Here is a 22,533-nt window from a genome sequence, read left to right as displayed (position 1 = left end):
GTCCCGGTCGCGCACGAATTTTCACGCCCTCTGCGCAGTCGTGGGACTCATTCGGGACTTTCGGCACACGATCGTGGGACGACCGCCCCGTAACTTCGTGGGCAGAGGTCAACGAGGACTTCCCACCCCCACCATCGAACGCAGGGAGAACATCCCGTGACCACGACACCGAGCACCGACGCCCCCGTCGACACCACGCTCACGATGATCGACGCACTCGTCGCGAACGCCTCCAAGGCGCTCGAGGAGTACTCCCGCTTCACGCAGGAGGACGTGGACCGTCTGGTGAAGAAGGCGTCCGTCGCGGCGCTCGACAAGCACGGCGTCCTCGCCCAGCACGCGGTGGCCGAGACCGGCCGCGGCGTCTTCGAGGACAAGGCCGTGAAGAACATCTTCGCGTGCGAGCACGTCACCAACTCGATGGCCAACCTCAAGACGGTCGGCGTCATCAACCGTGACGAGCTGAACGGCATCACCGAGATCGCCGAGCCCGTCGGCGTCATCTGTGCGATGACCCCGGTGACCAACCCCACCTCGACCGCGATCTTCAAGTCGCTCATCGCGCTGAAGACCCGCAACCCGATCATCTTCGCGTTCCACCCGAACGCGCAGGAGTCCTCGGTCGCCGCCGCCCGCGTCGTGCGTGACGCCGCCGTGGCCGCCGGTGCCCCCGAGCACTGCATCCAGTGGGTCACGGCCCCCTCGATGGAGGCCACCGGCCTGCTCATGAACCACCCGGGTGTGGCGCTCATCCTGGCCACCGGTGGCAACGCGATGGTCCGCGCCGCGTACTCCTGCGGCAAGCCGGCCCTCGGCGTCGGTGCGGGCAACGTCCCGGCCTACATCGAGAAGACCGCCAAGCTCAAGCGCGCCGTCAACGACGTGGTGCTGTCCAAGGCGTTCGACAACGGCATGATCTGCGCCTCCGAGCAGGCCGTCATCATCGACGACGAGATCTACGACGCCGCCATGGCCGAGTTCGCCATCCTGCACGCGTACCGCGCGAACAAGAAGGAGAAGGCGCTCCTCGAGAAGTTCATCTTCGGGGTCGACGCCAAGGCCAAGAACTGCGCCGACGCCAAGCTGAACCCGACGGTGGTCGGCAAGTCCCCGCAGTGGATCGCCGAGCAGGCCGGCTTCTCGGTCCCCGCGGACACCTCGATCATCATGGCCGAGGTCTCCATGGTCGGCCCCGACGAGCCGCTGACCCGCGAGAAGCTCGCACCGGTCCTGGCCGTGCTGCGTGCCACCACCACCGAGCAGGGCATCTCGCTGGCCGAGCAGATGGTGGAGTTCGACGGTCTGGGTCACTCCGCCGCGATCCACACGCAGGACGAGGAGCTCATGGAGCGCTTCGGCAGCCGCGTGAAGGCCATCCGCGTCATCACCAACGCCCCCTCCACCCTGGGTGGCATCGGTGACATCTACAACGCGTTCCTGCCGTCGCTGACGCTGGGCTGCGGCTCGTACGGCCGCAACTCCGTGTCGAACAACGTCAGCGCCCTGAACCTCATCAACATCAAGCGCGTGGGCCGGAGGAACAACAACTTGCAGTGGTTCAAGGTCCCCGCCAAGACGTACTTCGAGCCCAACGCCATCCGCTACCTGGCGGACATGGCCGAGGTCGAGCGCGTCACCATCGTCACCGACGCGACCATGACCCAGCTCGGGTTCGTCGACAAGGTCATCGACGTGCTGCGCCGCCGCTCCAACAACGTGGCGCTGCAGATCATCGACCAGGTCGAGCCGGAGCCCTCCGTCAAGACCGTCCAGGCCGGTGCCGCGCAGATGCGTCACTTCAAGCCCGACACGATCATCGCCCTCGGCGGTGGCTCGCCGATGGACGCCGCCAAGGTCATGTGGCTGCTGTACGAGCACCCGGAGATCGTCTTCTCCGACCTGAAGCAGAAGTTCTTCGACGTCCGCAAGCGCGCGTTCAAGTTCCCCACCCTGGGTGACCTGGCCAAGCTCGTCTGCATCCCGACCACGTCGGGCACCGGCGCCGAGGTCACGCCGTTCGCCGTCATCTCCGACCCCGACGCGGGCAAGAAGTACCCGCTGGCGGACTACGCGCTGACGCCGACGGTCGCGATCATCGACCCGATCCTCACCGCGAAGATGCCGCGCTCGCTGGCCGCCGACTCGGGCTTCGACGCCCTCACGCACGCCACCGAGGCGTTCGTGGCCGTCTACGCCAACGACTTCACCGACGGCATGGCCCTGCAGGCCATCCGCCTGATCTTCGACAACCTGGCGCAGTCGGTGAACGGCGACCCGGCCGACCCGGCGACCAAGGCCGCCCGGGAGAAGATGCACAACGCGGGCACCATCGCCGGTATGGCGTTCGGCAACGCGTTCCTGGGAATCGTGCACGCGATGGCCCACGTGATCGGCTCCACGCACCACCTGGTGCACGGCCGCACGAACGCCACGCTGCTCCCCCACGTCGTGCGCTACAACGGCACCATCCCGACCAAGCTCACCAGCTGGCCGAAGTACGAGCACTACATCGCCCCGGAGCGCTTCCAGCAGATCGCGCAGATGCTCGGCCTGCCGGCGGCCACCCCGGCCGAGGGCGTCGAGTCCTACGCCCTGGCGCTGGAGTCGCTGCGCGCCAAGGTCGGCATCCCCGCGTCCTTCCAGGCGCAGGGTGTGGACGAGAAGGCCTTCATGGACCGCCTCGACGAGGTCGCCATGGGTGCGTACGAGGACCAGTGCGCCCCGGCGAACCCGCGCATGCCGATGATCGACGACATGAAGGACCTCATGACTGCGGCCTACTACGGCACGTCTCTCCAGGACGTGCGCGGCCGCCGCGAGCAGGCGTAAGGAGTCGACCGACTCCCCGACGGTCGCTCCCGGCATCCCCTAGCGGAGCTCGTCGCCTGCTCGTCCCGACGCCCCGTCCGGCTCACCCAGCCGGGCGGGGCGTCGCCCTGTCCGCGGTCGCGCGGCACACTGGTGCCGTCCACCTCGACAGCTCCCACCGGAGGATCCCGTGCGCCGTCCACCCCGTGCCGCCAGCACCCTCGCCCTGACCGCCGTGCTGAGCGTCTCGCTGGCGGCGTGCTCGGCCGTCGACGACCTGCGGGCCAGGGTGGACGACGCCCGCTCGCAGGCGGAGGACGCCCTGAGCCGGGTCGACGACGTCCGTGCGCAGCTCGAGTCGCTCGACGCCGACACCCGCGCGCAGGCCGAGGACGCCGTCGCGCAGGCGCAGGCGGCGCTGACCGAGGCGCAGGCCGCCCTGGAGGACGCCGAGCAGGCCAAGGACGGAGCCGAGCAGTCGCTCGCCGACGCCCAGGCTGCCGTGGACGCGGCGCGGACTCAGGTCGAGGAGCTGCAGCAGGCTGCCCCGGAGGCCGCCTCGGACGCGCTGTCGTCCCTGTCGGACTCGCTCGACAGCCTCTCGTCCGACCTGGACAAGGCCGCCGCCGAGGGCTGAGGACGGCGGACCCGGGTGCGGGTGAATCCGCGCCGGGTCGCCACGGACGCCTTGTGACCCTGCTCACGCCTGCCGATGGTGGTGGGTATGACGACCAGGGACCCGCAGCGCACGTTGCGCCGGCACCACGTGGAGTGGTGGGTCGTCGCCGCCTGGGCCTCGCTCGCGCTGCTCGTGGCTGCCGGCATCGCCGCGGCCGCCGGCCTGGGCTAGGTTCCGCGGCCCTATCCTCGCGGCATGACAGCCGACCCTGGCGCCCGGCACGGCGCACCGCCCTCGCGTGACCGCACCGACCGCTGGCGGCAGGTCGCGCACGCAGCCGGCCTGCTGGACGCCGACGGGTCGGTGCGTCCGACGATCTTCGCCGAGATGTCTGCCCTGGCCACGCAGACGGGTGCGCTGAACCTCGGCCAAGGGTTCCCGGACGTCGACGGACCGGCCTCGGTGGCGCGCGCCGCGGCCCAGGCGATCGCGGACGGGGCGAACCAGTACCCGCCCGGCTCCGGCATCCCGGCCCTGCGCGAGGCGATCGCGGCGCACCAGCACCGCCGGTACGGCCTCGTGGTGGACCCGGGCAGCGAGGTGCTGGTGACCGCCGGGGCGACGGAGGCGCTGGCCGCCGCCGTGCTCGCCCTGGCCGGCCCCGGGGACGAGGTGCTCACGCTCGAGCCGTTCTACGACGCGTACGCGGCGGTCATCGCGCTCGCCGGGGCGACCCACACGACCGCCGGGTTGCGCGCCGCACCCGACGGGTTCCGGCTGGACGTCGAGGCGCTCACGGCGGCGTTCACCCCTCGCACCCGACTGGTCCTGCTGAACACGCCGCACAACCCGACCGGTGCGGTGCTGACCCGCGAGGAGCTGGCCGTCGTGGCCGAGCTGGCCACCCGGTACGACGCCCTGGTCGTCACCGACGAGGTGTACGAGCACCTGGTGCTGGACGCCGACCGCACGCACGTGCCGATCGCGACCCTGCCGGGCATGGCGCAGCGCACCCTGACCGTCTCGTCGGCGGGCAAGACGTTCTCGTTCACCGGCTGGAAGATCGGCTGGGTGTGCGGTCCTGCACACCTCGTCGACGCGGTGCGGACCGTCAAGCAGTTCCTCACCTACGTCTCGGGGGCACCGTTCCAGCCGGCGGTGGCCTTCGCGCTGCAGGACGAGGACGTGGCCGCCTGGGTCGACTCCCTGGTGGCCTCGCTGGCGCACCGGCGCGACCTGCTCTGCGAGGGTCTGCGTGCTGCGGGGTTCACGGTGGCACGCCCGCAGGGCACGTACTTCGTGCTCGCGGACGCCACCGCGCTGGGTTTCGACGACGGAGCCCGGCTGTGCCGGGAGCTGCCGGCCCGCGCCGGGGTGGTCGGGGTCCCGGTCAGCGCGTTCACGCACCCCGGCTCGGCCGTGGACGACGCGCTGCGCCCGTGGGTGCGGTTCACGTTCGTCAAGCGGGAGGACGTGCTCGTGGAGGCCGTGGCGCGGCTGCAGCAGCTGCGCGGGTGACGACTCAGACCTGCGCGGTCCAGGCACCGCCGCGCCGGTAGGCGGGTGTGGCCAGCGCCAGCACGAGCAGCCCGGCCGCGGCAGCCACCACCATGACCAGTGCCATCGCGACCGCGTCGCCGCCCAGCAGACCGGACAGCGGGCTGATGACACCGGAGACCCCGGCCTGCAGGGCACCGATGAACGCCGCGGCCGTGCCGGCGATCTGCCCGTGCCGCGACAGCGCGAGCGCCGAGGCGTTCGGCGGTACGAAGTTCACCAGCGCGAGGATCGCCCACAGCACGACGAGCAGGGCCGGCAGGCCACCGGCCCCGGTGAGCGCCAGGAGCAGCAGCACGAGGGTGAGGGTCACCGACAGCGGCTGCACCACGCGCACGATGCGGATCGGGGACACCCGCCGCACGAGCGCCGCGTTGACCTGCGCACCGCCGACCAGCCCGAGCCCGTTGACCGCGAACAGCACCGAGAACTGCGCCGAGCTGAGCCCGTACCCCTCGCGCAGCACGAACGGCGAGGCCACCACGTAGCTCATGAGCACGGCGACGCCGAGGCTGGGCAGCAGTGCCAGCGCGACGAAGTGCCGGTCCCGGACCAGCCGGCCGTACCCGCCCAACGCGGTGCGCAGGCCACCGTGCCGCCGGTTCGCGACCGGGAGGGTCTCGGGCAGTCGGCGCCACACGACGACCCACAGCCCGGCCCCGAACAGCGCGAGCGCGCCGAACACCGCACGCCACCCGGCCTGCCCGGCGATGAGACCACCGATGGACGGCGCGAACAGCGGAGCGACGCCGATGACCAGCATGAGCCGGGACAGCAGGCGTGAGGCGGTCGAGCCGACGAACCGGTCGCGGATGACGGCCATGGCCACGACGCTCGCCGAGGCGTTGAAGAACCCCTGGGCGGTGCGCAGCCCGATGAGCAGGCCGATCGTGGGCGCGACCATGCAGAGCAACGACGTCACGATGTGCGCCGCGACACCGACCAGCACAGGGCGTCGGCGTCCGAACCGGTCCGACAGGGGGCCCACGACGAGCTGTCCGACGGCGGCGCCGATCAGCATGCCCGTCATGGTCAGCTGGGCGGCGGTGCTCGAGGTGTGCAGGTCGCGGGCGACCTCGGGCAGCGACGGCAGGTAGATGTCGGTGGAGATCGCGGGCAGCGCGCACATCGAGCCGAGCAGCAGCACGTACTTGGTGAGCGACCGGGGTGCCGTCGCTTCGGGGACCGCCCCGTCCGTGGGGGTCGCGCTGGTGGCGCCCGCGGCGGCGGTCCGGGTGCTGGGGTGCTCGGTGGGGGTGCTCATCGGGGTCCATGGTCGCATCGCGCGGACGTGCCTCGCGAATCGATTCGACCTTGCGGTCGACCTGCTCGCCCGCGACCCCGACGCCGGTGTGGGCGTCGCGTGCGAGGCTGGCGGCATGTGCGGTCGCTACGCGTCCTTCCGCGAGGATCAGGCCCTGGCCGACGAGTTCGCCGTCGCCCAGGTGGCCGACGACGTCCGGCTGCTGCCCCCGTCCTGGAACGTGGCCCCCACCGACGGCGTGCGCATCGTCGTCGAGCGAGCCGACCGGACGACGGGCGAGATCACCCGCCAGCTGCGCCTCGCCCGGTGGGGGCTGGTCCCCTCATGGGCCAAGGACCCCACGATCGGCTCGCGGATGATCAACGCCCGCGCGGAGTCGCTCACCGACAAGCCGGCCTTCGCCCGTCCCTTCGCGGCGCGGCGCACGCTGCTGCCGGCCGACGGCTACTACGAGTGGCAGGCACCCTCACCGGCGGGCGGCACACGCCGCAAGCAGCCCTTCTACCTGCACCCGGCCGACCGCGGCGTCGTCGCGCTCGCCGGTCTCTACGAGTTCTGGAAGGACCCGACCAAGGCCGACGACGACCCGTCCCGCTGGCTCGTCAGCGCCACGGTGATCACCCGACCGGCTGCGCCCGAGCTCGCCCACATCCACGACCGTCAGCCGCTCATGCTGGTCCGCGACGACTGGGCCGCCTGGCTCGACCCGGCCCGCGGCGCCGAGCAGACCCTCCCGCTGCTGCAGGCCGACGGCCCACGGCTCGTCGCGACACCGGTGTCCACGGCGGTCAACGCCGTGGCCAACGACGGCCCCGAGCTGGTAGAGCCCGTCGAACCGCCCGCTGAGCCGCGGACCGCACCGGTCTGAGGTCACGCCGAGGCGTGTCAGTGCAGCGGCTCGCCCACCAGCTCGAGCCGGACCGGGTCCACCTCACCGAGCCCCTGCAGCTCGTGGGCCGGCAGCGCCGTCGCCTCGAACCGCGGGTCACCCTCGAGCGCCGCCGCGGTCACCCGGTCGGTCAGCACGGTGCTCGGCTCGGCGATGTCCGTCAGCCGCGCCGCGAGGTTCACCGACGGGCCGAACACGTCCCCGAACCGCGACAGCACCCGCCCCCACACGAACCCCACCCGCACCGGCGTCACGCCGCGCGCCCCCTCGGCGAGCCCACCCGCGCGCCGTTCGCGGTCCACGTCGAGCTCGTGGCCGAGCACCTCCGCCAGGCCCAGGGCGACCAGCGCACCCGTGCCCGGGTCGTCGGCCACGAACAGCACGGCGTCGCCGATGGTCTTGACCACCCGGCCACCGTTGGCCGTCACCACGTCGCGGGCGGCCGCCTCGAACCGTTGCACGAACTCCGACAGGTCGGTCGATCCGAGCCCCGCCGTGCGCCGCGTGAACGAGACCATGTCGGCGAACCCGACCGCGCGGGCCAACGGCAGCGCCGACCGGTCGACGCCGGGGCCCCGAGCGCCACCGAACTCGGCGGCGTAGCGGCCGGCGATCGAGGCCAGCTGACGCCGGTAGGAGTGCAGCAGCTGCGCCTCGAGGATCGGTGCGAGGTCCGAGAGCCGGTCGAGCACGAGCAGGCGGGCACTGGTGTCGTCGAGCTCGTAACGCATCGCCATGTCCTCGGCGAGGGCTTCGACCTGCCACAGGGCGAGGCGGTCGGAGGTGTGCCCGAGCGCGCGGGTCAGGCTCGTCACGGTGCGCAGGTCGAGGCCGTGCACGCGCATGAGGCGGGCCGCCCGGGCCACCGCGTCGGCGTCGGCGTCGGTGTAGACCGCGTCGTCGAGGTCGGCGTGCGGCAGGCCGAGGATCCGCCAGAACGAGCGCACGAACTCGGTCTCCACGTCGGCGCGGGCGGCCAGGTCACGGGCGCTGAGGGTGCGGGCACCGCCGAGCAGCGCCGTGTCCAGGTCGCGGGCGACCGACTCGCGCCAGGCGGCCCGTGCACGCGCCTCGGCGGCCGGGTCCACGGGGTCCAGGGACGGCGCCGCAGCCCCGGCCGGGTCGTCGACGGCTGGGCCGGTGGGCACCCGAGGTGCGTCGTCGGACACTCGACGAGGGTAGTTCACCGGGCGGCGCGCACGTGACGTACGTCACCGGCAAGCACGCGGTGGTCGACACCCTGCTCATCGCGCACCACGAGCGACCCGTCGGGTCCGAGCCCGGTCGCCACCCCCACCAGAGCGCGGTCGCCGGGCATGTCGACCCGCACGTCCGTGCCGAGCGTGACGCACACGGCCGCCACCCGGTGCGCCAGGCCCGAGGCCAGCGTGTCCCCGTGCGCGGCCCGCCACGCCGCGGTGACCTGCTCGAACGCCTCGACGAGCGCGATGACGAGCCCGTCACGGTCCAGGTGCTCGCCGCCGGCGAGCGCGAGCGAGGACGCGCTGGGCACGGGCAGTTCGTCGGGACGCTGGGCGACGTTGACCCCCAGCCCGAGCACCACCGCCGGACCGCCGGCGAGCGGGACCAGCTCGGTGAGGATGCCGCCGACCTTGCGCCACGTGCCCCACTCCTCCAGGTCGTCCCGAGCAGGGACCATCAGGTCGTTGGGCCACTTCAGCTGCACCGGCACACCGGTCCGGGCCCGCAGGGCGGTCACGGCGGCGAGGCCGGCCAGCAGCGGCAGCCAGCCCAGCTGCGCCAGGTCGACCGCCGGACGTATGACGAACGTGCAGGTCAGCGCGGTCCCAGCGGGTGTCTCCCAGGTCCGGCCGCTGCGTCCACGCCCGCCCACCTGGTGCTCGGCGACGAGCAGGCTGCGGTCGGGCCACGACGTGGGGTCCGACCGCAGCGCCTCGACGACGTCCGAGTTGGTCGACCCCGTGCTCGGCACGACCTCGAGGCGTGCGAGCGGCCCGGCAGGCTCGAGCAGCAGCGCCCGCAGCACCTCGACGTCCAGTGGCGGGCGGTCCGCCGGTCGGTCGGACGGCCCGTCTCCCGCGTGCTCGCTCATACCCCCATCCTGGTCCGGTTGTGGGAACCCGACGACACGAACCGGGCAACACCGTCCCGCGTCCACACCGATCCGGGGTGCTCCGACAACTAGCCTCGGTCGGGTGACCCAGACCGATCCCGCAGGGACCGTGCCCTCGACGCCCCCGACCGCCGCGCCCCGCACCACGGCGGCCAAGCTCGCCGACCTCGAACGACGCACCGCTGCGACGCAGGACGCCGAGCAGCAGGCGCTCGACCGGCAGCACGCACGCGGCAAGAAGTCCGCCCGCGAGCGCATCGAGGCCCTGCTCGACGAGGGGTCGTTCACCGAGCTCGACGCGTTCGTGCGGCACCGCTCGACGAACTTCGGCCTGGATGCCAAGCGCATCCCCGGCGACGGCGTCGTGGTCGGCCACGGCACCATCGACGGGCGCCCCGTGTGCATCTACTCGCAGGACTTCACGGTCTTCGGCGGCAGCCTCGGCGAGGTGCACGGCGAGAAGATCACCAAGGTCATGGACCTGGCGCTGCGCACCGGGGTGCCGCTGATCGGCATCAGCGACGGCGGTGGTGCACGCATCCAGGAGGGTGTGGCCGGGCTGACGCAGTTCGCGGAGATCTTCCGCCGCAACGTGGCGGCTTCCGGGGTGATCCCGCAGATCTCGCTGATCCTGGGGCCGTCGGCGGGCGGCGCCGTGTACTCCCCCGCGCTGACGGACTTCATCGTGATGGCCGACGGCACGTCGAACATGTTCATCACCGGTCCCGACGTCATCCGTGCGGTGACCGGTGAGGACGTCGGCTTCGAGGAGCTGGGCGGCGCGCAGACGCACAACTCGCGCTCGGGCGTCGCGCACTACATGGCCACCGACGAGGACGACGCGCTCGACTACGTGCGCTCGCTGCTGGGGTACCTGCCGCAGAACAACCTGGCCGACCCGCCCGCCTACGCGCACGAGGCGCCCGTGACGGTGACCGACGACGACCTCGCGCTCGACACGCTGGTGCCGGACTCGGACAACCAGCCGTACGACATGCGCACCGTGCTGGAGCACGTGCTCGACGACGGCGTGCTGCTCGAGGTGCAGCCGCTGTACGCGCAGAACGTGCTCATCGGCTTCGGGCACGTCGAGGGGCACGCGGTGGGTGTGGTGGCGAACCAGCCGCAGCACATGGCCGGCACGCTCGACATCAACGCCGCCGAGAAGGCCGCGCGGTTCGTGCGCACGTGCGACGCGTTCAACATCCCGGTGCTGACGTTCGTCGACGTCCCCGGGTTCCTGCCCGGCACCGACCAGGAGTGGAACGGCATCATCCGCCGCGGCGCCAAGCTCATCTACGCCTACGCGGAGGCGACCGTCCCGCTCGTCACGGTCATCACCCGCAAGGCGTACGGTGGCGCGTACATCGTCATGGGCTCCAAGCAGCTGGGGGCCGACGTGAACCTGGCCTGGCCGACCGCGCAGATCGCCGTGATGGGTGCGGGCGGTGCGGTGAACATCCTGCAGCGGGGGGCCCTCAAGGCCGTCGCGGAGGCCGGTGGGGACGTCGAGGCCGAGCGTCGGCGCCTGACGGCCGAGTACGAGGAGGCGATCGTGAACCCCTGGGACGCTGCCGACCGTGGCTACGTCGACGCGGTCATCGCGCCGTCGCAGACGCGCGCGGAGATCACCAAGGCGCTGCGGCTGCTGCGCACCAAACGCGCCAGCCTGCCGCCCAAGAAGCACGGGAACATCCCGCTGTGAGCGGCCACGAGCACGACGAGCACGGGCACGACGACCACGGCGGCGCCGCCCACGGCCCTCTGCCGCTGCACGGCGTCGAGGCGGGTGACCTGCACGCGGTGGTCGACTCCTTGGCCCTCACACTGCACTCGTACGTGGACACCGCGCTGGGCGTGCGCGCGGAGTTCGGTGCGGCGGAGGCCGACGAGGACCCGCGCATCCTGGCGATCGAGGCCGAGGTCGGCTCGCTGAACGCCCGCCTGTACGACTTGCTGCACGAGCGCCTCGGGCTGCACGCCGACCTGACCGGCATGGCGTGGGACGGCGAGGAGAGCGCCGACGAGGACGCCCCGCCGGAGGTCCTCGAGCTCGACTCGTTCCACCTGGGGTTCCTGGTGGGCCCCCCGACGGGCACCTCGGACCTGTCGCTCGACTCGGTGCTGGGCCTGGTGGACGACGCCGGCGCGCAGGTGGCGCAGTCGTTGGCGGAGGCCGGGTTCGAGGTCGTCGAGTGGACGGCCGCCCGCGGCGCACCGGTGCCGTTCGACGAGGACACCGACGACGAGGACGACGACGCGTGAACGTCCCCCCGCCCCCACCGCCGCACGTGCAGGTGGTCCGCGGCGTGCCGGACGACGTGGAGCTGGCCGCACTGGTGGCCGGGCTCGTGGCGGCCGCCGCCGAGGCTCCCGACCACGACGCGCCGGCGAGGACCTCGGCGTGGTCGGACCGCGGCCGCCGGCTGCGCGGGGAGGCGCTCCCGGCACCGGGCCAGGACGCCTGGCGGTGGAGCCTGCGCGGCTGACCTGCGCCGACACGCGCGCGGGGCTCCGGCGGAAATCCACCGGAGCCGGGACCGTACCGGCCGGTAGTGTCGAGTGGTGACGACACGACCGAACCCTGCCGCTCCCCCGACCCGCGCGACGACCCCCATCGACCAGGTGGCCGACGCGCACGTCACCCGCTACGCCGCGCTGGACCCCATCGCCGCCACGTCGATGGGTGTCGCCGGGCACGACCACGAGATGACGGACTTCTCGCCCGCGGGCCACGCCGCCCGCACCGAGGCGGCCCGCGCGACGCTCGACGCGCTCGCCTCGCTGACCCCGGTCGACGAGACCGACGTGCTCACCGTGGCCGCCATGCGCGACCGTCTCGGCCTCGAGATCGAGATGGACGAGGCCGGCGAGTCGCTGCGCGACCTGAACAACATCGCCTCGCCCCTGCAGGGCATGCGCGACGTGCTCGACCTGATGCCGACGGCGTCGACGGCGGACTGGGAGGTCGTCGCGGCCCGTCTGGGCGGCCTGCCCGGTTCGATGGCCGGGTACACGGAGTCCTTGCGCCTGGCGGCCTCGCGCGGCCACGTCGCGGCGCTGCGTCAGGTCGAGGAGGGCGTGCGGCAGGCGGAGGAGCTGGCCGACGCCTCGACGTCGTTCTTCACCGGGTACGTGCAGGGCGCCGCCTCGGTCGGTGCGCCGGCCGCACTGGTCGCCGAGCTGGAGGCCCGCGCTGCGGCGGCACGCCAGGCGTACGCGGACCTGGCCGCGGTGCTGCGTGAGGAGCTCGCACCGAAGGCTCCCCGGGACGACGCGTTCGGCCGTGAGCGCTACGCGATGTTCTCCCGCGCGTTCCTCGGCGCGACGGTCGACCTGGAGGAGACGTACGCCTGGGGTCTGGAGGAGCTGGACCGGGTGGTCGCCGAGCAGACGGCCGTCGCGGCCCAGCTCGCAGGCCCGGGAGCCACCGTCGAGCAGGCCGTCGCCGCGCTCGACGCCGACCCGTCGCGCACCCTGCACGGCACGGCCGCGCTGCAGGCCTGGATGCAGGAGACCTCCGACGCGGCGATCGCTGCACTGAACGGCACGCACTTCGACATCCCCGGTCCGGTGCAGACCCTGGAGTGCTGCATCGCCCCGACGCAGAGCGGCGGCATCTACTACACGGGGCCGAGCGACGACTTCACCCGCCCGGGCCGCATGTGGTGGTCGGTGCCGCCGGAGGTGACCACGTTCAACACGTGGCGCGAGAAGACGACCGTCTACCACGAGGGCGTCCCCGGCCATCACCTGCAGGTCGGCGGTGCGGTCTTCGCACGCGACACGCTCAACAGCTGGCGCCGGCTGGCGTGCTGGACCTCCGGGCACGGTGAGGGCTGGGCGCTGTACGCCGAGCGCCTCATGGCCGACCTGGGTTTCATGGACGACCCGGGCGACCGGCTCGGCATGCTCGACGGCCAGCGCATGCGGGCCGCACGTGTGGTCTTCGACATCGGCGTGCACCTGGGGCTGCCGGCACCGGAGCGGTGGGGCGGGGGCACGTGGGATGCCGACAAGGGCTGGGAGCTGCTGCGGGCGAACGTGAACATGCCCGAGGCGTTCATCCGCTTCGAGTTCAACCGGTACCTGGGCTGGGCGGGGCAGGCGCCGTCGTACAAGATCGGCCAGCGGCTGTGGGAGCAGTTCCGGGACGCCTCGGCCGCTGCGGCCGCCGCCCAGGGTGAGGCGTTCGACCTGCGCGCGTTCCACGCGCGGGCGCTCGGCGTCGGCGCGCTGCCCCTGGACGTGCTGCGTCAGGCGTTGGCGGGCTGATCGACGGACCTCTGAGTCGACGAGAGGGGCCCGGTGGGACGATCCACCGGGCCCCTCTCGTCGTGCCGGCCGTCAGGAGACGAGCGAGGGCCCGTACTTGACGGCCAGGACGGACACGAACAGCACCAGCGCCGCCACCGTCACGAACCAGTCGTTGCCGGCTGCGACGAACCTCCGGGCGCCGGGCCCGGCCGCACCGGGCAGGCGTAGGTGGCCGTCGCGCACGTTGATGCGAGTCAGACCCGCCCACACGAGGGTCGTGGTGACTGTGATCAGCAGGCACCAGGGGCACAGCGCGCCAATGTCGGTGGCCGACTCGTAGAACAGCCAGTACGCGAAGACCAGCCCGGCGGTGTAGATGGTCTGCGCCGCGAGCATGAACCACCGCGGGAAGACTACGCCGCCGATGAGCGCGACGGCCACGGTGATCACGACCGCCTCGGCCGCGATGCCCAGGAACGCGTTCGGGAAGCCGAACAGGGTCGCCTGCCAGCTGGTGCCCACCTTGCCGCAGCTGATGACGCTCGACAGGTCGCAGGCGAGCTTCGCATCCTCGTCGGCGGCCAGGGTCAGGGCCTCGATGGAGAGCACGAACGAGGCGTAGATGCCGATCAGGCCCGAGATGACCATCTCGATGGCGGTGCGCCGGCGCCAGGCCAGCGGCGCAGGACGCAGCAGGTCCGGGTCGTCGTCGAGGTCCTCGACGTCATCGGGTGTCGCGTCGTCGGGAGTCGTGCGGTCCCCCGCCTCGTCGTGGAGCGTGCCGCGGTCCTGCACGTCGAGCGCTCCGTCGTCGTCGATTGCGTCGTCGGTGGTCGTCCTGGCCACGCGGACCCCCTCTTGTGCCGTCGCCCGGTGGGCGCGTGGCTGTCGTTGCGTGCCCGCAGCCGGATGGTGGCGCACGGCACGGCGCCCACGGCGCCCTTCCATTGTGCGCCACCGCGCTGGGAGATCCCTGGATGTTCGTCCCAACCCTCGTGCTCGCCCGCTCGGCGGGTCGCGGGTGGCGCCGATGCACATATCGGTGGTGTCACTACATATTCCTTTCTGTAGTGCTACTACAGATGGCGGTAAGGCCGGCAGGCCGCCCGGACGGGCGCCGCGCTCGGCCTGACCAGGGGTCGCGCACCGCCGAGCCGCCCCGCTCCACTGCCTCCGCAGGGCGTCGACCAGCCCAGCCCTGCTCGACCCAGCCCGACCCGGCCCGGGCCCGGCGGCGTCACCACGGAACCCCGACACTTTCTGTAGTCACGCTATGGTTTTCTCGTGAACGCCGAGCAGGAGTCCCCTCCGGGCGCCCAGAGCGCCTCTGGGGCGGCCCCGCGTCTCGACGAACCACTGAGCACGCACGAGCGTCTCGGCGCCCGGCTCGCCGAGGCCACCGCCGTGCGCGGGCGACCGGCCACCGACGGGCGCACGCGCCGTGCGATGGCCACCCGCGCCCGGATCACCGCCGCCGCACGCGAGCTGTTCGTCCGCGAGGGGTACGCCGCCACCGCCGTGACCACCGTGGCCCGGACCGCCGGGGTGGCCGAGCAGACCGTGTACTACAGCTACCCGACGAAGGCCGAGCTGCTGATCGGCTGCCTCGACCACGCGACGGACGGGATCGACCGGGTGCCGGGGCAGGGACCGGGCGACCTGACGCGGCTGCCGTGGGTGCGTGGCGCCCTCGAGGAGCCGAGCGCGTCGCAGCGACTCTTCCTGCACGTGCGGGGATTCGTCGACCTGATGAACCGCGCCGGGCCGCTGCTCGACGTCGTCCGGCTCGCGGGCGCGGGCGAACCGGCGCTCGCGCACGCGTGGAAGCAGGACGAGGCCCGCCGACGCGCCGTGCACCGCACGCTCCTCACCACGTACGCGCAGGACACGGCCGCCACGCTCGCTCCGTCGCTCACCACCGACGAGGCGGTCGACGTCGCCGCGCTCGTCCTGGGGCCGGAGACCTGGAACGCCCTGGTCGGTCGCGCCGGCTGGTCCGCGCTGGCCTGGGCGCGGTGGGCTCACCGTTCACTCCTCGCCGAGCTGATGCCGGAGAAGATGCCCGAGCAGCCCTAGGCTCGGGCCGTGACCCGACTGCTGCTCGCCTCGGCCTCCCCCGCCCGCCGCTCCACGCTGTCCGCCGCGGGGATCGACGCCCTGGTGCACGTGTCCCAGGTCGACGAGGACGCCGTCCTGGCCGAAGCCCGCGAGCGGTACGGCCACCTGGAGCCCGCAGACGCCGTCCTGGTGCTCGCCCGGGCCAAGGTCGAGGACGTGGCCGCCCACCTGCCCGACGAGCTGGCCGACGCCGACGACCTGCTGCTGCTCGGCTGCGACTCGATGCTCGAGATCGACGACGAGGTGCTCGGCAAGCCGCGCGACGCGCAGGAGGCCGTCGCACGCTGGCGGGCCATGCGTGGACGGACCGCCGTGCTGCACACCGGGCACTGGCTCCTGGACGAGCGCCCGCTGCCGGCCGAGGGCGGCCAGGGCACGGGCGGGACGCACGGCGCGACCTCCTCGACGGTGATCCACTTCGCGGCCCTGACGGACGACGAGATCGACGCGTACGTGGCCACGGGCGAACCGCTGGCCGTCGCCGGCGCCTTCACGATCGACGGGCTCGGAGGGCCGTTCGTCGAGGCCATCGAGGGAGACCACCACGGTGTCGTCGGCCTGAGCCTGCCGCTGCTGCGCGCACTCCTCGGCGAGGTGGGCGTGCGCGTGCACCAGCTGTGGCGCACCGCCTGAGGTTGTCCGCACCGGACAACGACCGCCCGGGATGTCGGGCCGAGCCCCAGACGACACGCCGTGTCGTCGTCTGAACCCTACAAACGGCCCACCGAGGACCTTGGTCGGTTCCCCAATCTTCGGCGTGTGCCGTCCACCCGCAGCGGCCGGGCACGCGGTGGGCGTTACGGTGAGCCGTGCCCGTGATCTCCAAGGTCCTCATCGCCAACCGCGGTGAGATCGCCGTCCGCATCGCCCGCGCCTGCCGCGACGCCCGCATCGGGTCCGTCGCCGTCTACGCCGACCCCGACCGTGAGGCGCTGCACGTGCGCGTCGCGGACGAGGCGTTCGCGCTGGGCGGTGCACGGGCCGCAGAGACGTACCTGGACATCGCCAAGCTGCTGGACGTCGCGCGTCGCGCCGGCGCGGACGCGGTGCACCCGGGCTACGGCTTCCTCGCCGAGAACGCCGGGTTCGCCCAGGCGGTCATCGACGCAGGCCTGACCTGGATCGGTCCGCCCCCCTCGGCCATCGAGCAGCTGGGCGACAAGGTCAGCGCACGGCACATCGCCCAGCGCGCCGGCGCACCCCTGGTCGCGGGCACGCCGGACCCCGTCGAGCACGTGCGCGAGATCCACGCGTTCGCTGCCGAGAACGGGCTGCCCATCGCGATCAAGGCGGCGTTCGGCGGCGGGGGTCGCGGCCTGAAGGTGGCGCGCACCGCCGACGAGATCGACGAGATGTTCGAGTCCGCGGTCCGCGAGGCCACGGCGGCGTTCGGCCGCGGCGAGTGCTTCGTCGAGCGCTACCTGGACCGCCCCCGGCACGTCGAGACGCAGTGCCTGGCGGACGCGCACGGCACGGTCGTGGTGGTCTCCACCCGCGACTGCTCGTTGCAGCGCCGGCACCAGAAGCTCGTCGAGGAGGCCCCCGCCCCGTTCCTGTCGGACGAGCAGCGCGCCCTGCTGGTCGAGTCGTCCGTCGCGATCCTGCGCGAGGCGGGGTACGTCGGCGCGGGTACGTGCGAGTTCCTGGTCGGCGCGGACGGCACCGTCTCGTTCCTCGAGGTGAACACCCGTCTGCAGGTCGAGCACCCGGTCAGCGAGGAGATCAGCGGAATCGACCTGGTCCGCGAGCAGCTGCGCATCGCGGCGGGTGAACCGCTCGGCTACGACCACGTGGTCACACGCGGGCACTCGCTGGAGTTCCGGCTCAACGGCGAGGACCCGGCGGACGGGTTCCTGCCCGCCCCGGGCCGCATCACCCGGCTGCGGTTCCCCTCCGGCCCGGGGGTGCGTGTGGACTCGGGCGTGGTCGAGGGCGACACCGTCTCGGGGGCGTTCGACTCGATGATCGCCAAGCTGGTCGTGACGGGTGCCACGCGGACGCAGGCCGTGGAGCGGGCCCGTCGGGCGCTGGCCGAGCTCGAGGTCGTCGGGATCCCGACGGTCGCACCGTTCCACCGCGCCGTGCTCGAGGACGAGGCGTTCGTGCCGGCCGACCCGACCCAGCCGTTCGCCGTGCACACGCGGTGGATCGAGACCGAGTTCGCCGACACGCTCGCCACGCTCGGCAAGGCCCCGGTGGCGACGTCACCGGAGGCCGAGGAGCCCGCGGACTCGCTGGAGCGTGTGGTCGTCGAGGTCGGCGGCAAGCGTCTGGAGGTCGTGCTGCCCACGGCGCTCGCGCTGAGCATGAGCCGCGGCCGCGCCGGCACCGGTCCGGCCCGTCGACCCGTCCGGCGCGCGTCGACCCGCAGCAACGGGAACGCGTCCGGGGCCACCCTGACGTCGCCGATGCAGGGCACGATCGTCAAGGTCGCGGTCGAGGACGGGGCGCAGGTCGCCGAGGGCGACCTGGTCGTGGTGCTCGAGGCGATGAAGATGGAGCAGCCGCTGCTGGCGCACCGCTCCGGGGTGGTCAGCGGGCTCGCGGCGGCGGTCGGCTCGAGCGTGAGCGCCGGCACCGCGATCTGCGAGATCGTCGGCTGACGCCATGAGCGACCCGGCCGACGGCACCCCGCAGGTCCCGCCGGCGGGACCGCACGAGCACGTGCACCGGCACGGTGGCGACGGCTGGGTGCAGTGCCGCTGCGGGCGCCGGCACTGGGGGCTGCACGGCGCCGCGGGCCTGCTGCTGGCACGCCGGGACGCCTCGGGTGCGGCCACGCACGTGGTGCTGCAGCACCGGGCGACGTGGAGCGACCAGGGCGGGACCTGGGGCGTGCCGGGCGGGGCCTGCGCGCCCGGGGAGTCGGCGGTGGACGCCGCGCTGCGCGAGGCGCACGAGGAGGCCGGCATCGACCAGGGGTCGCTCGGCGTCCGTGGGGTGCATGTGCTCGACCACGGCGACTGGGCGTACACCACGGTGCTCGCCGACGAGCTCGTCGAGATCCACCCGAGCGAGACCGACTCGGAGAGCATCCAGGTGGTGTGGGTCGCCCTCGACCAGGTCCCCACGCATCCGCTGCTGCCGGCGTTCGCCGAGGCGTGGCCGACACTGCGGGCGCGGCTCGAGTCCCGGTGAGCGGTCGCACAGACCGGTCCCTGGTCAGGGTCTCGCGGGGCGTGACCGACCCGAGGTACGCTCGCGCCAGGTGAGGCAAGCCTGTCCTCAGATCCGCACAGTGCGCGGGTCGCCGCCACCCTCGGGTGACGGACCTTCCCGGCGTCGGAAGTGCCCCCATGCTCGCGAACTACCTGATCGGCCTGCGCGAAGGGCTCGAGGCGGCACTCGTCGTCAGCATCCTGGTGGCCTACCTGGTCCGCATCGGACGCCGTGACCTGCTGCCCGCGCTGTGGACCGGCGTCGCCGTAGCCGTCACGGTCTCGCTCGCGTTCGGCGCCCTGCTCACGTGGGGGCCCTCCCGGCTGACGTTCGAGGCGCAGGAGGCCATCGGCGGCACGCTGTCGATCCTGGCCGTGGGCCTGATCACCTGGATGATCTTCTGGATGGGCAAGATGGCCCGCCACCTGAAGGCCGACCTGCACCACAAGCTCGACGACGCCGTCGCCGCAGGACGCGCCGCGGTCGTCACCATGGCACTGCTGGCCGTGGGGCGCGAAGGCCTCGAGACAGCCCTGTTCCTGTGGGCCGGCGCGCAGGCCACGGGCCGGACCACGGCGCCGCTGCTCGGCGCGGCACTGGGCCTGCTGACGGCCGTCGGTGCCGGCTGGCTCATGTACCGCGGGGCGATCCGCATCGACCTGCGCCGCTTCTTCGCGTGGACGGGCGTGTTCCTCATCATCGTCGCGGCCGGCGTCCTGGCCTACGGCGTGCACGACCTGCAGGAGGCCGGCCTGCTGCCCGGCCTGGGGGCACTGGCCTTCGACGTCTCGGCCACGATCCCTCCGAGCTCCTGGTACGGCGTGCTGCTCAAGGGCATCTTCAACTTCTCGCCCGCCACCACGTGGCTCGAGGCGATCGTGTGGATCGCCTACGTGGTGCCCACGATGACGCTGTTCGTCCGCATGGCGTTCGCCGCCCCTCCCGCCCGGCGCCCGGTCGCGAACCCCGCACCGGTCGTCGCGCCCGCCAGCCCGGCCTGACCTGCGGCCCCGCTCCGCACCCCCTTCCCGACCCCCACCCGACCGACGCCGCGCCGTCGGCCCCTGCCGCCCTGCCCGAGGAGACCCATGTCCTTCCGCCGCCCCGCCACGATCGCGCTGGTCGCGCTCGCCCTGCCGCTCGCCGCGTGCGTGCCGAACGACCCGGCGCCCACCCAGGGCACCGCTGCCGCCGTCCCCGGGGTCCTCACGGTCAGCTCCACCGCGGACGCGTGCTCGGTCTCCGCCGACGAGGCCCCCTCGGGCACCCTGACGTTCCAGGTCGCCAACGACGGCTCGGACATCACCGAGTTCTACCTGCTCGCCGAGGACGGGCTGCAGGTGCTGTCCGAGGTGGAGAACATCGGTCCCGGGCTGTCCCGCGACCTGGTCGTGCAGCTGCGGCCCGGCACGTACTGGACCGCGTGCAAGCCCGGCATGGTCGGTGACGGCATCCGCGCGCAGTTCACGGTCACCGACTCCGGCGTCGAGGTCGGCCCGACCGGCGACACGGCCGACCAGCTGGCCGCCGCCGAGGCGTCGTACGTCGCCTACGTCAAGGACCAGGTCGGCGCGCTGATCACCGGGACGCAGGAGTTCGCCGCCGCCTACGCCGCGGGCGACGACGCGACCGCCCGCTCGCTGTACGCGGCCACCCGGGTGCACTGGGAGCGCGTCGAGCCGGTCGCCGAGTCGTTCGGCGACCTCGACCCGCTGCTCGACCTGCGCGAGGCCGACCTCGAGGCCGGTGCGACGTGGACCGGCTGGCACCTGGTCGAGAAGGACCTGTGGCAGCCCACCCCCGAGGCCAACGGCGGCATCGCCTACACGCCGCTGACCGCCGAGCAGCGCGCCACGGCCGCCGAGCAGCTGGTCACCTACACCCAGCAGCTCGTCGACGCCGTCACCGCCGAGGACTTCACGTTCGAGGCGTTCCAGATCGCCAACGGCGCCAAGGAGCTGCTGGACGAGGTCGCCACCGGCAAGGTCACCGGCGAGGAGGAGATCTGGTCGCACACCGACCTGTGGGACTTCCAGGCCAACGTCGAGGGCGCGCACGTCGCCTACGAGGTGCTCGAGGACGTCGTCGTGGCGGCCGACCCGGACCTCGCCGAGCAGCTGACGGCCCAGTTCGACGCGCTCGACGCCCTGCTCGCGCAGCACGGTTCCTACGAGGCGGGGTTCGTCACCTACGACCAGCTGGACGCCACGCAGGTCAAGGAGCTGGCGGCGGCGGTCGACGCCCTGTCGGAGCCCCTGTCGCAGCTGACGGCGACCGTCACCGGCGCGTGACGACCGGCTCCTGACACCCGGCGCTCGCCCCGTCCCCCGCCCCGACCCACGCACCCGAGGACCACGATGACCGACGTCACCGACGCAGGCCCGGCACAGGCCGGGCAGCCCGCCGCACCCGCACGCGGGCTGTCCCGGCGGGCGCTGCTGGGCTGGGGCACGGGCCTGACGGCGGGGGTGGCGGCGGGAGCGGCCGCGGGGTTCGGTCTGGGCCGCGGCACCGCGCCGGCTCCGCCGGCTGCCACCCCGAGCAGCACCGGGACGTACCCGTTCACCGGGGTGCACCAGGCCGGCATCGTCACCCCGGCGCAGGACCGCCTGTACCTCGCGGCGTTCGACCTGACCACCGACTCGCGCGAGGAGCTCGTCGACCTGCTGCGCCGCTGGACAACCATGGCTGCGCGACTCACGCAAGGCCTGTCCGCAGGGCCCACCGGACCGGCGTCAGGCCCGTACGACGCCCCGCCGGACGACACGGGCGAGGCCGCGGACCTGCCACCCGCCGGGCTGACCATCACGTTCGGCTTCGGCCGGTCGCTGTTCGTCGGCACGCCCTCCCCCGACGGCACCCCGGGCACCGACCGGTTCGGCCTGGCCGACCGGCTGCCGGGCGGGCTCATCGACCTGCCGCACTTCCCGCAGGACGCCCTCGACCCCGCCCGCAGCGACGGGGACCTGGTGGTCCAGGCCTGCGCCGACGACCCGCAGGTCGCGGTCCACGCCGTACGGAACCTGTCCCGAGCCGCGTTCGGCACGGCCACGATCCGCTGGACGCAGCTGGGCTACGGGCGTACGTCGTCGACGTCGAGCGCGCAGCAGACACCGCGCAACCTGTTCGGGTTCAAGGACGGCACGGCGAACGTCAAGGCCGAGGAGACCGCGGCGCTCGACGAGCACATCTGGGTGCCGGCCGCCGACGCGCAGGCCGACACGACCGACTCCGCCTGGCTCACCGGCGGCAGCTACCTGGTGGCCCGCCGCATCCGGATGACCATCGAGACGTGGGACCGCACGTCCCTGCGCGAGCAGGAGGCCGTGGTGGGCCGCACCAAGGGCGAAGGGGCGCCGCTGTCCGGCGGGACGGAGTTCACCGAACCCGACCTCACCCTGACCGGCCGGGACGGCGCACCGCTGGTGCCCACCGCTTCGCACGTGCGGCTCGCACACCCCAGCACCAACGGCGGGGTGCGCATGCTGCGCCGCGGCTACAACTTCACCGACGGCAACGACAGCCTCGGCCGGCTCGACGCGGGCCTGTTCTTCCTCGCGTTCGTGCGCGACCCCCGCACGCACTACGTGCCGATGCAGACCGTGCTGTCCCGCGACGACGCCCTCATGGAGTACCTGCAGCACACCGGGTCCGGCCTGTTCGCCGTCCCGGCCGGGGTGCCCGACGGGGCGCTGGTGCTCGGAACGGACGGGACACCGACCACCACGGACGCCAGCCCGTTCGTCGGGCAGGCCCTGTTCACCTGA

At 73.0% G+C, this 22,533-nt stretch carries 20 protein-coding genes; 16 read left to right on the top strand and 4 right to left on the bottom strand.

The window, feature by feature from the left end:
* Positions 1 to 156: 156 nt before the first annotated feature.
* The 4 genes from adhE (at position 157) to ACTHAM_RS12970 (ending at position 4,945) form a co-directional block, all read left to right on the top strand.
* Positions 157 to 2,829: a bifunctional acetaldehyde-CoA/alcohol dehydrogenase gene (gene adhE / locus ACTHAM_RS12985; RefSeq protein ID WP_440688102.1), complete on the top strand. Its 2,673-nt coding sequence runs from the start codon at positions 157 to 159 to the stop codon at positions 2,827 to 2,829.
* A gap of 169 nt (positions 2,830 to 2,998) precedes the next feature.
* Positions 2,999 to 3,445: a hypothetical protein gene (locus ACTHAM_RS12980; protein ID WP_440688100.1), complete on the top strand. Its 447-nt coding sequence runs from the start codon at positions 2,999 to 3,001 to the stop codon at positions 3,443 to 3,445.
* 87 nt (positions 3,446 to 3,532) lie between these two features.
* A complete protein-coding gene (locus ACTHAM_RS12975) occupies positions 3,533 to 3,658 on the top strand; it encodes a molybdopterin oxidoreductase (protein WP_440688098.1) in 126 nt (41 codons plus the stop codon).
* 24 nt (positions 3,659 to 3,682) lie between these two features.
* On the top strand, positions 3,683 to 4,945 hold the full coding sequence (locus ACTHAM_RS12970; RefSeq protein ID WP_440688096.1) for a pyridoxal phosphate-dependent aminotransferase: 1,263 nt from the start codon (positions 3,683 to 3,685) through the stop codon (positions 4,943 to 4,945).
* Positions 4,946 to 4,949: 4 nt separating this feature from the next.
* Here ACTHAM_RS12970 and ACTHAM_RS12965 read toward each other — a convergent pair whose 3' ends face one another.
* Complete coding sequence (locus ACTHAM_RS12965; RefSeq protein ID WP_440688094.1) at positions 4,950 to 6,248, bottom strand: multidrug effflux MFS transporter; 1,299 nt, start codon at positions 6,246 to 6,248, stop codon at positions 4,950 to 4,952.
* A gap of 115 nt (positions 6,249 to 6,363) precedes the next feature.
* Between ACTHAM_RS12965 and ACTHAM_RS12960 the strand changes: the two genes are divergently transcribed.
* Entirely contained in the window at positions 6,364 to 7,116 is a 753-nt protein-coding gene (locus tag ACTHAM_RS12960; RefSeq protein WP_440688092.1) for an SOS response-associated peptidase, read from the top strand.
* 17 nt (positions 7,117 to 7,133) lie between these two features.
* On the opposite strand, the gene ACTHAM_RS12955 is transcribed toward ACTHAM_RS12960, so the two are convergent.
* Together ACTHAM_RS12955 and ACTHAM_RS12950 are read right to left on the bottom strand one after the other, a co-directional pair.
* Positions 7,134 to 8,306: an adenylate/guanylate cyclase domain-containing protein gene (locus ACTHAM_RS12955; RefSeq protein WP_440688090.1), complete on the bottom strand. Its 1,173-nt coding sequence runs from the start codon at positions 8,304 to 8,306 to the stop codon at positions 7,134 to 7,136.
* 14 nt (positions 8,307 to 8,320) lie between these two features.
* Complete coding sequence (locus ACTHAM_RS12950) at positions 8,321 to 9,211, bottom strand: biotin--[acetyl-CoA-carboxylase] ligase (protein ID WP_440688088.1); 891 nt, start codon at positions 9,209 to 9,211, stop codon at positions 8,321 to 8,323.
* Positions 9,212 to 9,314: 103 nt separating this feature from the next.
* Between ACTHAM_RS12950 and ACTHAM_RS12945 the strand changes: the two genes are divergently transcribed.
* The 4 genes from ACTHAM_RS12945 to ACTHAM_RS12930 all read left to right on the top strand — a co-directional run bounded on the left by ACTHAM_RS12945 (position 9,315) and on the right by ACTHAM_RS12930 (position 13,507).
* Positions 9,315 to 10,937: an acyl-CoA carboxylase subunit beta gene (locus ACTHAM_RS12945; RefSeq protein ID WP_440688086.1), complete on the top strand. Its 1,623-nt coding sequence runs from the start codon at positions 9,315 to 9,317 to the stop codon at positions 10,935 to 10,937.
* A complete protein-coding gene (locus ACTHAM_RS12940; protein WP_440688084.1) occupies positions 10,934 to 11,497 on the top strand; it encodes a hypothetical protein in 564 nt (187 codons plus the stop codon). The genes ACTHAM_RS12945 and ACTHAM_RS12940 overlap by 4 nt, the downstream gene beginning before the upstream one ends.
* A complete protein-coding gene (locus ACTHAM_RS12935) occupies positions 11,494 to 11,721 on the top strand; it encodes an acyl-CoA carboxylase epsilon subunit (protein WP_440688082.1) in 228 nt (75 codons plus the stop codon). The genes ACTHAM_RS12940 and ACTHAM_RS12935 overlap by 4 nt, the downstream gene beginning before the upstream one ends.
* 76 nt (positions 11,722 to 11,797) lie before the next feature.
* On the top strand, positions 11,798 to 13,507 hold the full coding sequence (locus tag ACTHAM_RS12930; RefSeq protein WP_440688080.1) for a DUF885 domain-containing protein: 1,710 nt from the start codon (positions 11,798 to 11,800) through the stop codon (positions 13,505 to 13,507).
* Positions 13,508 to 13,579: 72 nt separating this feature from the next.
* Here the strand turns inward: ACTHAM_RS12930 and ACTHAM_RS12925 are convergent, their stop codons facing one another.
* Positions 13,580 to 14,335, bottom strand: a complete 756-nt coding sequence (locus ACTHAM_RS12925; RefSeq protein WP_440688078.1) for a vitamin K epoxide reductase family protein — start codon at positions 14,333 to 14,335, stop codon at positions 13,580 to 13,582.
* A 438-nt stretch (positions 14,336 to 14,773) separates the two neighbouring features.
* Here ACTHAM_RS12925 and ACTHAM_RS12920 point away from each other — a divergent pair, with 438 nt between their 5' ends.
* The 7 genes from ACTHAM_RS12920 to efeB all read left to right on the top strand — a co-directional run bounded on the left by ACTHAM_RS12920 (position 14,774) and on the right by efeB (position 22,533).
* On the top strand, positions 14,774 to 15,565 hold the full coding sequence (locus ACTHAM_RS12920) for a TetR/AcrR family transcriptional regulator (protein WP_440688076.1): 792 nt from the start codon (positions 14,774 to 14,776) through the stop codon (positions 15,563 to 15,565).
* Between the two features lie 9 nt (positions 15,566 to 15,574).
* Complete coding sequence (locus ACTHAM_RS12915; RefSeq protein WP_440688074.1) at positions 15,575 to 16,240, top strand: Maf family protein; 666 nt, start codon at positions 15,575 to 15,577, stop codon at positions 16,238 to 16,240.
* A gap of 176 nt (positions 16,241 to 16,416) precedes the next feature.
* Positions 16,417 to 18,210 (top strand): acetyl/propionyl/methylcrotonyl-CoA carboxylase subunit alpha, encoded by a 1,794-nt coding sequence (locus ACTHAM_RS12910; RefSeq protein WP_440688072.1) that lies wholly within the window; start codon positions 16,417 to 16,419, stop codon positions 18,208 to 18,210.
* 4 nt (positions 18,211 to 18,214) lie between these two features.
* Positions 18,215 to 18,745, top strand: coding sequence for an NUDIX domain-containing protein (locus ACTHAM_RS12905; RefSeq protein ID WP_440688070.1), 531 nt, complete (start codon positions 18,215 to 18,217; stop codon positions 18,743 to 18,745).
* 158 nt (positions 18,746 to 18,903) lie between these two features.
* Positions 18,904 to 19,767, top strand: coding sequence for an iron uptake transporter permease EfeU (gene efeU, locus ACTHAM_RS12900; protein WP_440688068.1), 864 nt, complete (start codon positions 18,904 to 18,906; stop codon positions 19,765 to 19,767).
* Between the two features lie 87 nt (positions 19,768 to 19,854).
* Positions 19,855 to 21,057: an iron uptake system protein EfeO gene (efeO, locus tag ACTHAM_RS12895; RefSeq protein WP_440688066.1), complete on the top strand. Its 1,203-nt coding sequence runs from the start codon at positions 19,855 to 19,857 to the stop codon at positions 21,055 to 21,057.
* 66 nt (positions 21,058 to 21,123) lie between these two features.
* Positions 21,124 to 22,533, top strand: coding sequence for an iron uptake transporter deferrochelatase/peroxidase subunit (gene efeB, locus ACTHAM_RS12890; protein WP_440688064.1), 1,410 nt, complete (start codon positions 21,124 to 21,126; stop codon positions 22,531 to 22,533).

Origin of the sequence: Cellulomonas soli, assembly GCF_052036975.1 — a bacterium.
Classification (GTDB): Bacteria; Actinomycetota; Actinomycetes; order Actinomycetales; family Cellulomonadaceae; genus Cellulomonas; species Cellulomonas soli_A.
Note: the sequence above shows the minus strand (reverse complement) of the source record. Positions and strands in the feature narration are given on the sequence as shown.

Excerpts from the sequence above, each read along its gene's own strand:
- ACTHAM_RS12975 (WP_440688098.1), top strand. The coding sequence starts at position 3,533 with ATGACGACCAGGGACCCGCAGCGCACGTTGCGCCGGCACCACGTGGAG.
- ACTHAM_RS12970 (WP_440688096.1), top strand. The coding sequence starts at position 3,683 with ATGACAGCCGACCCTGGCGCCCGGCACGGCGCACCGCCCTCGCGTGAC.
- ACTHAM_RS12965 (WP_440688094.1), bottom strand. The coding sequence starts at position 6,248 with ATGAGCACCCCCACCGAGCACCCCAGCACCCGGACCGCCGCCGCGGGC.
- ACTHAM_RS12960 (WP_440688092.1), top strand. The coding sequence starts at position 6,364 with ATGTGCGGTCGCTACGCGTCCTTCCGCGAGGATCAGGCCCTGGCCGAC.
- ACTHAM_RS12950 (WP_440688088.1), bottom strand. The coding sequence starts at position 9,211 with ATGAGCGAGCACGCGGGAGACGGGCCGTCCGACCGACCGGCGGACCGC.
- ACTHAM_RS12905 (WP_440688070.1), top strand. The coding sequence starts at position 18,215 with ATGAGCGACCCGGCCGACGGCACCCCGCAGGTCCCGCCGGCGGGACCG.
- efeU (WP_440688068.1), top strand. The coding sequence starts at position 18,904 with ATGCTCGCGAACTACCTGATCGGCCTGCGCGAAGGGCTCGAGGCGGCA.
- efeO (WP_440688066.1), top strand. The coding sequence starts at position 19,855 with ATGTCCTTCCGCCGCCCCGCCACGATCGCGCTGGTCGCGCTCGCCCTG.
- efeB (WP_440688064.1), top strand. The coding sequence starts at position 21,124 with ATGACCGACGTCACCGACGCAGGCCCGGCACAGGCCGGGCAGCCCGCC.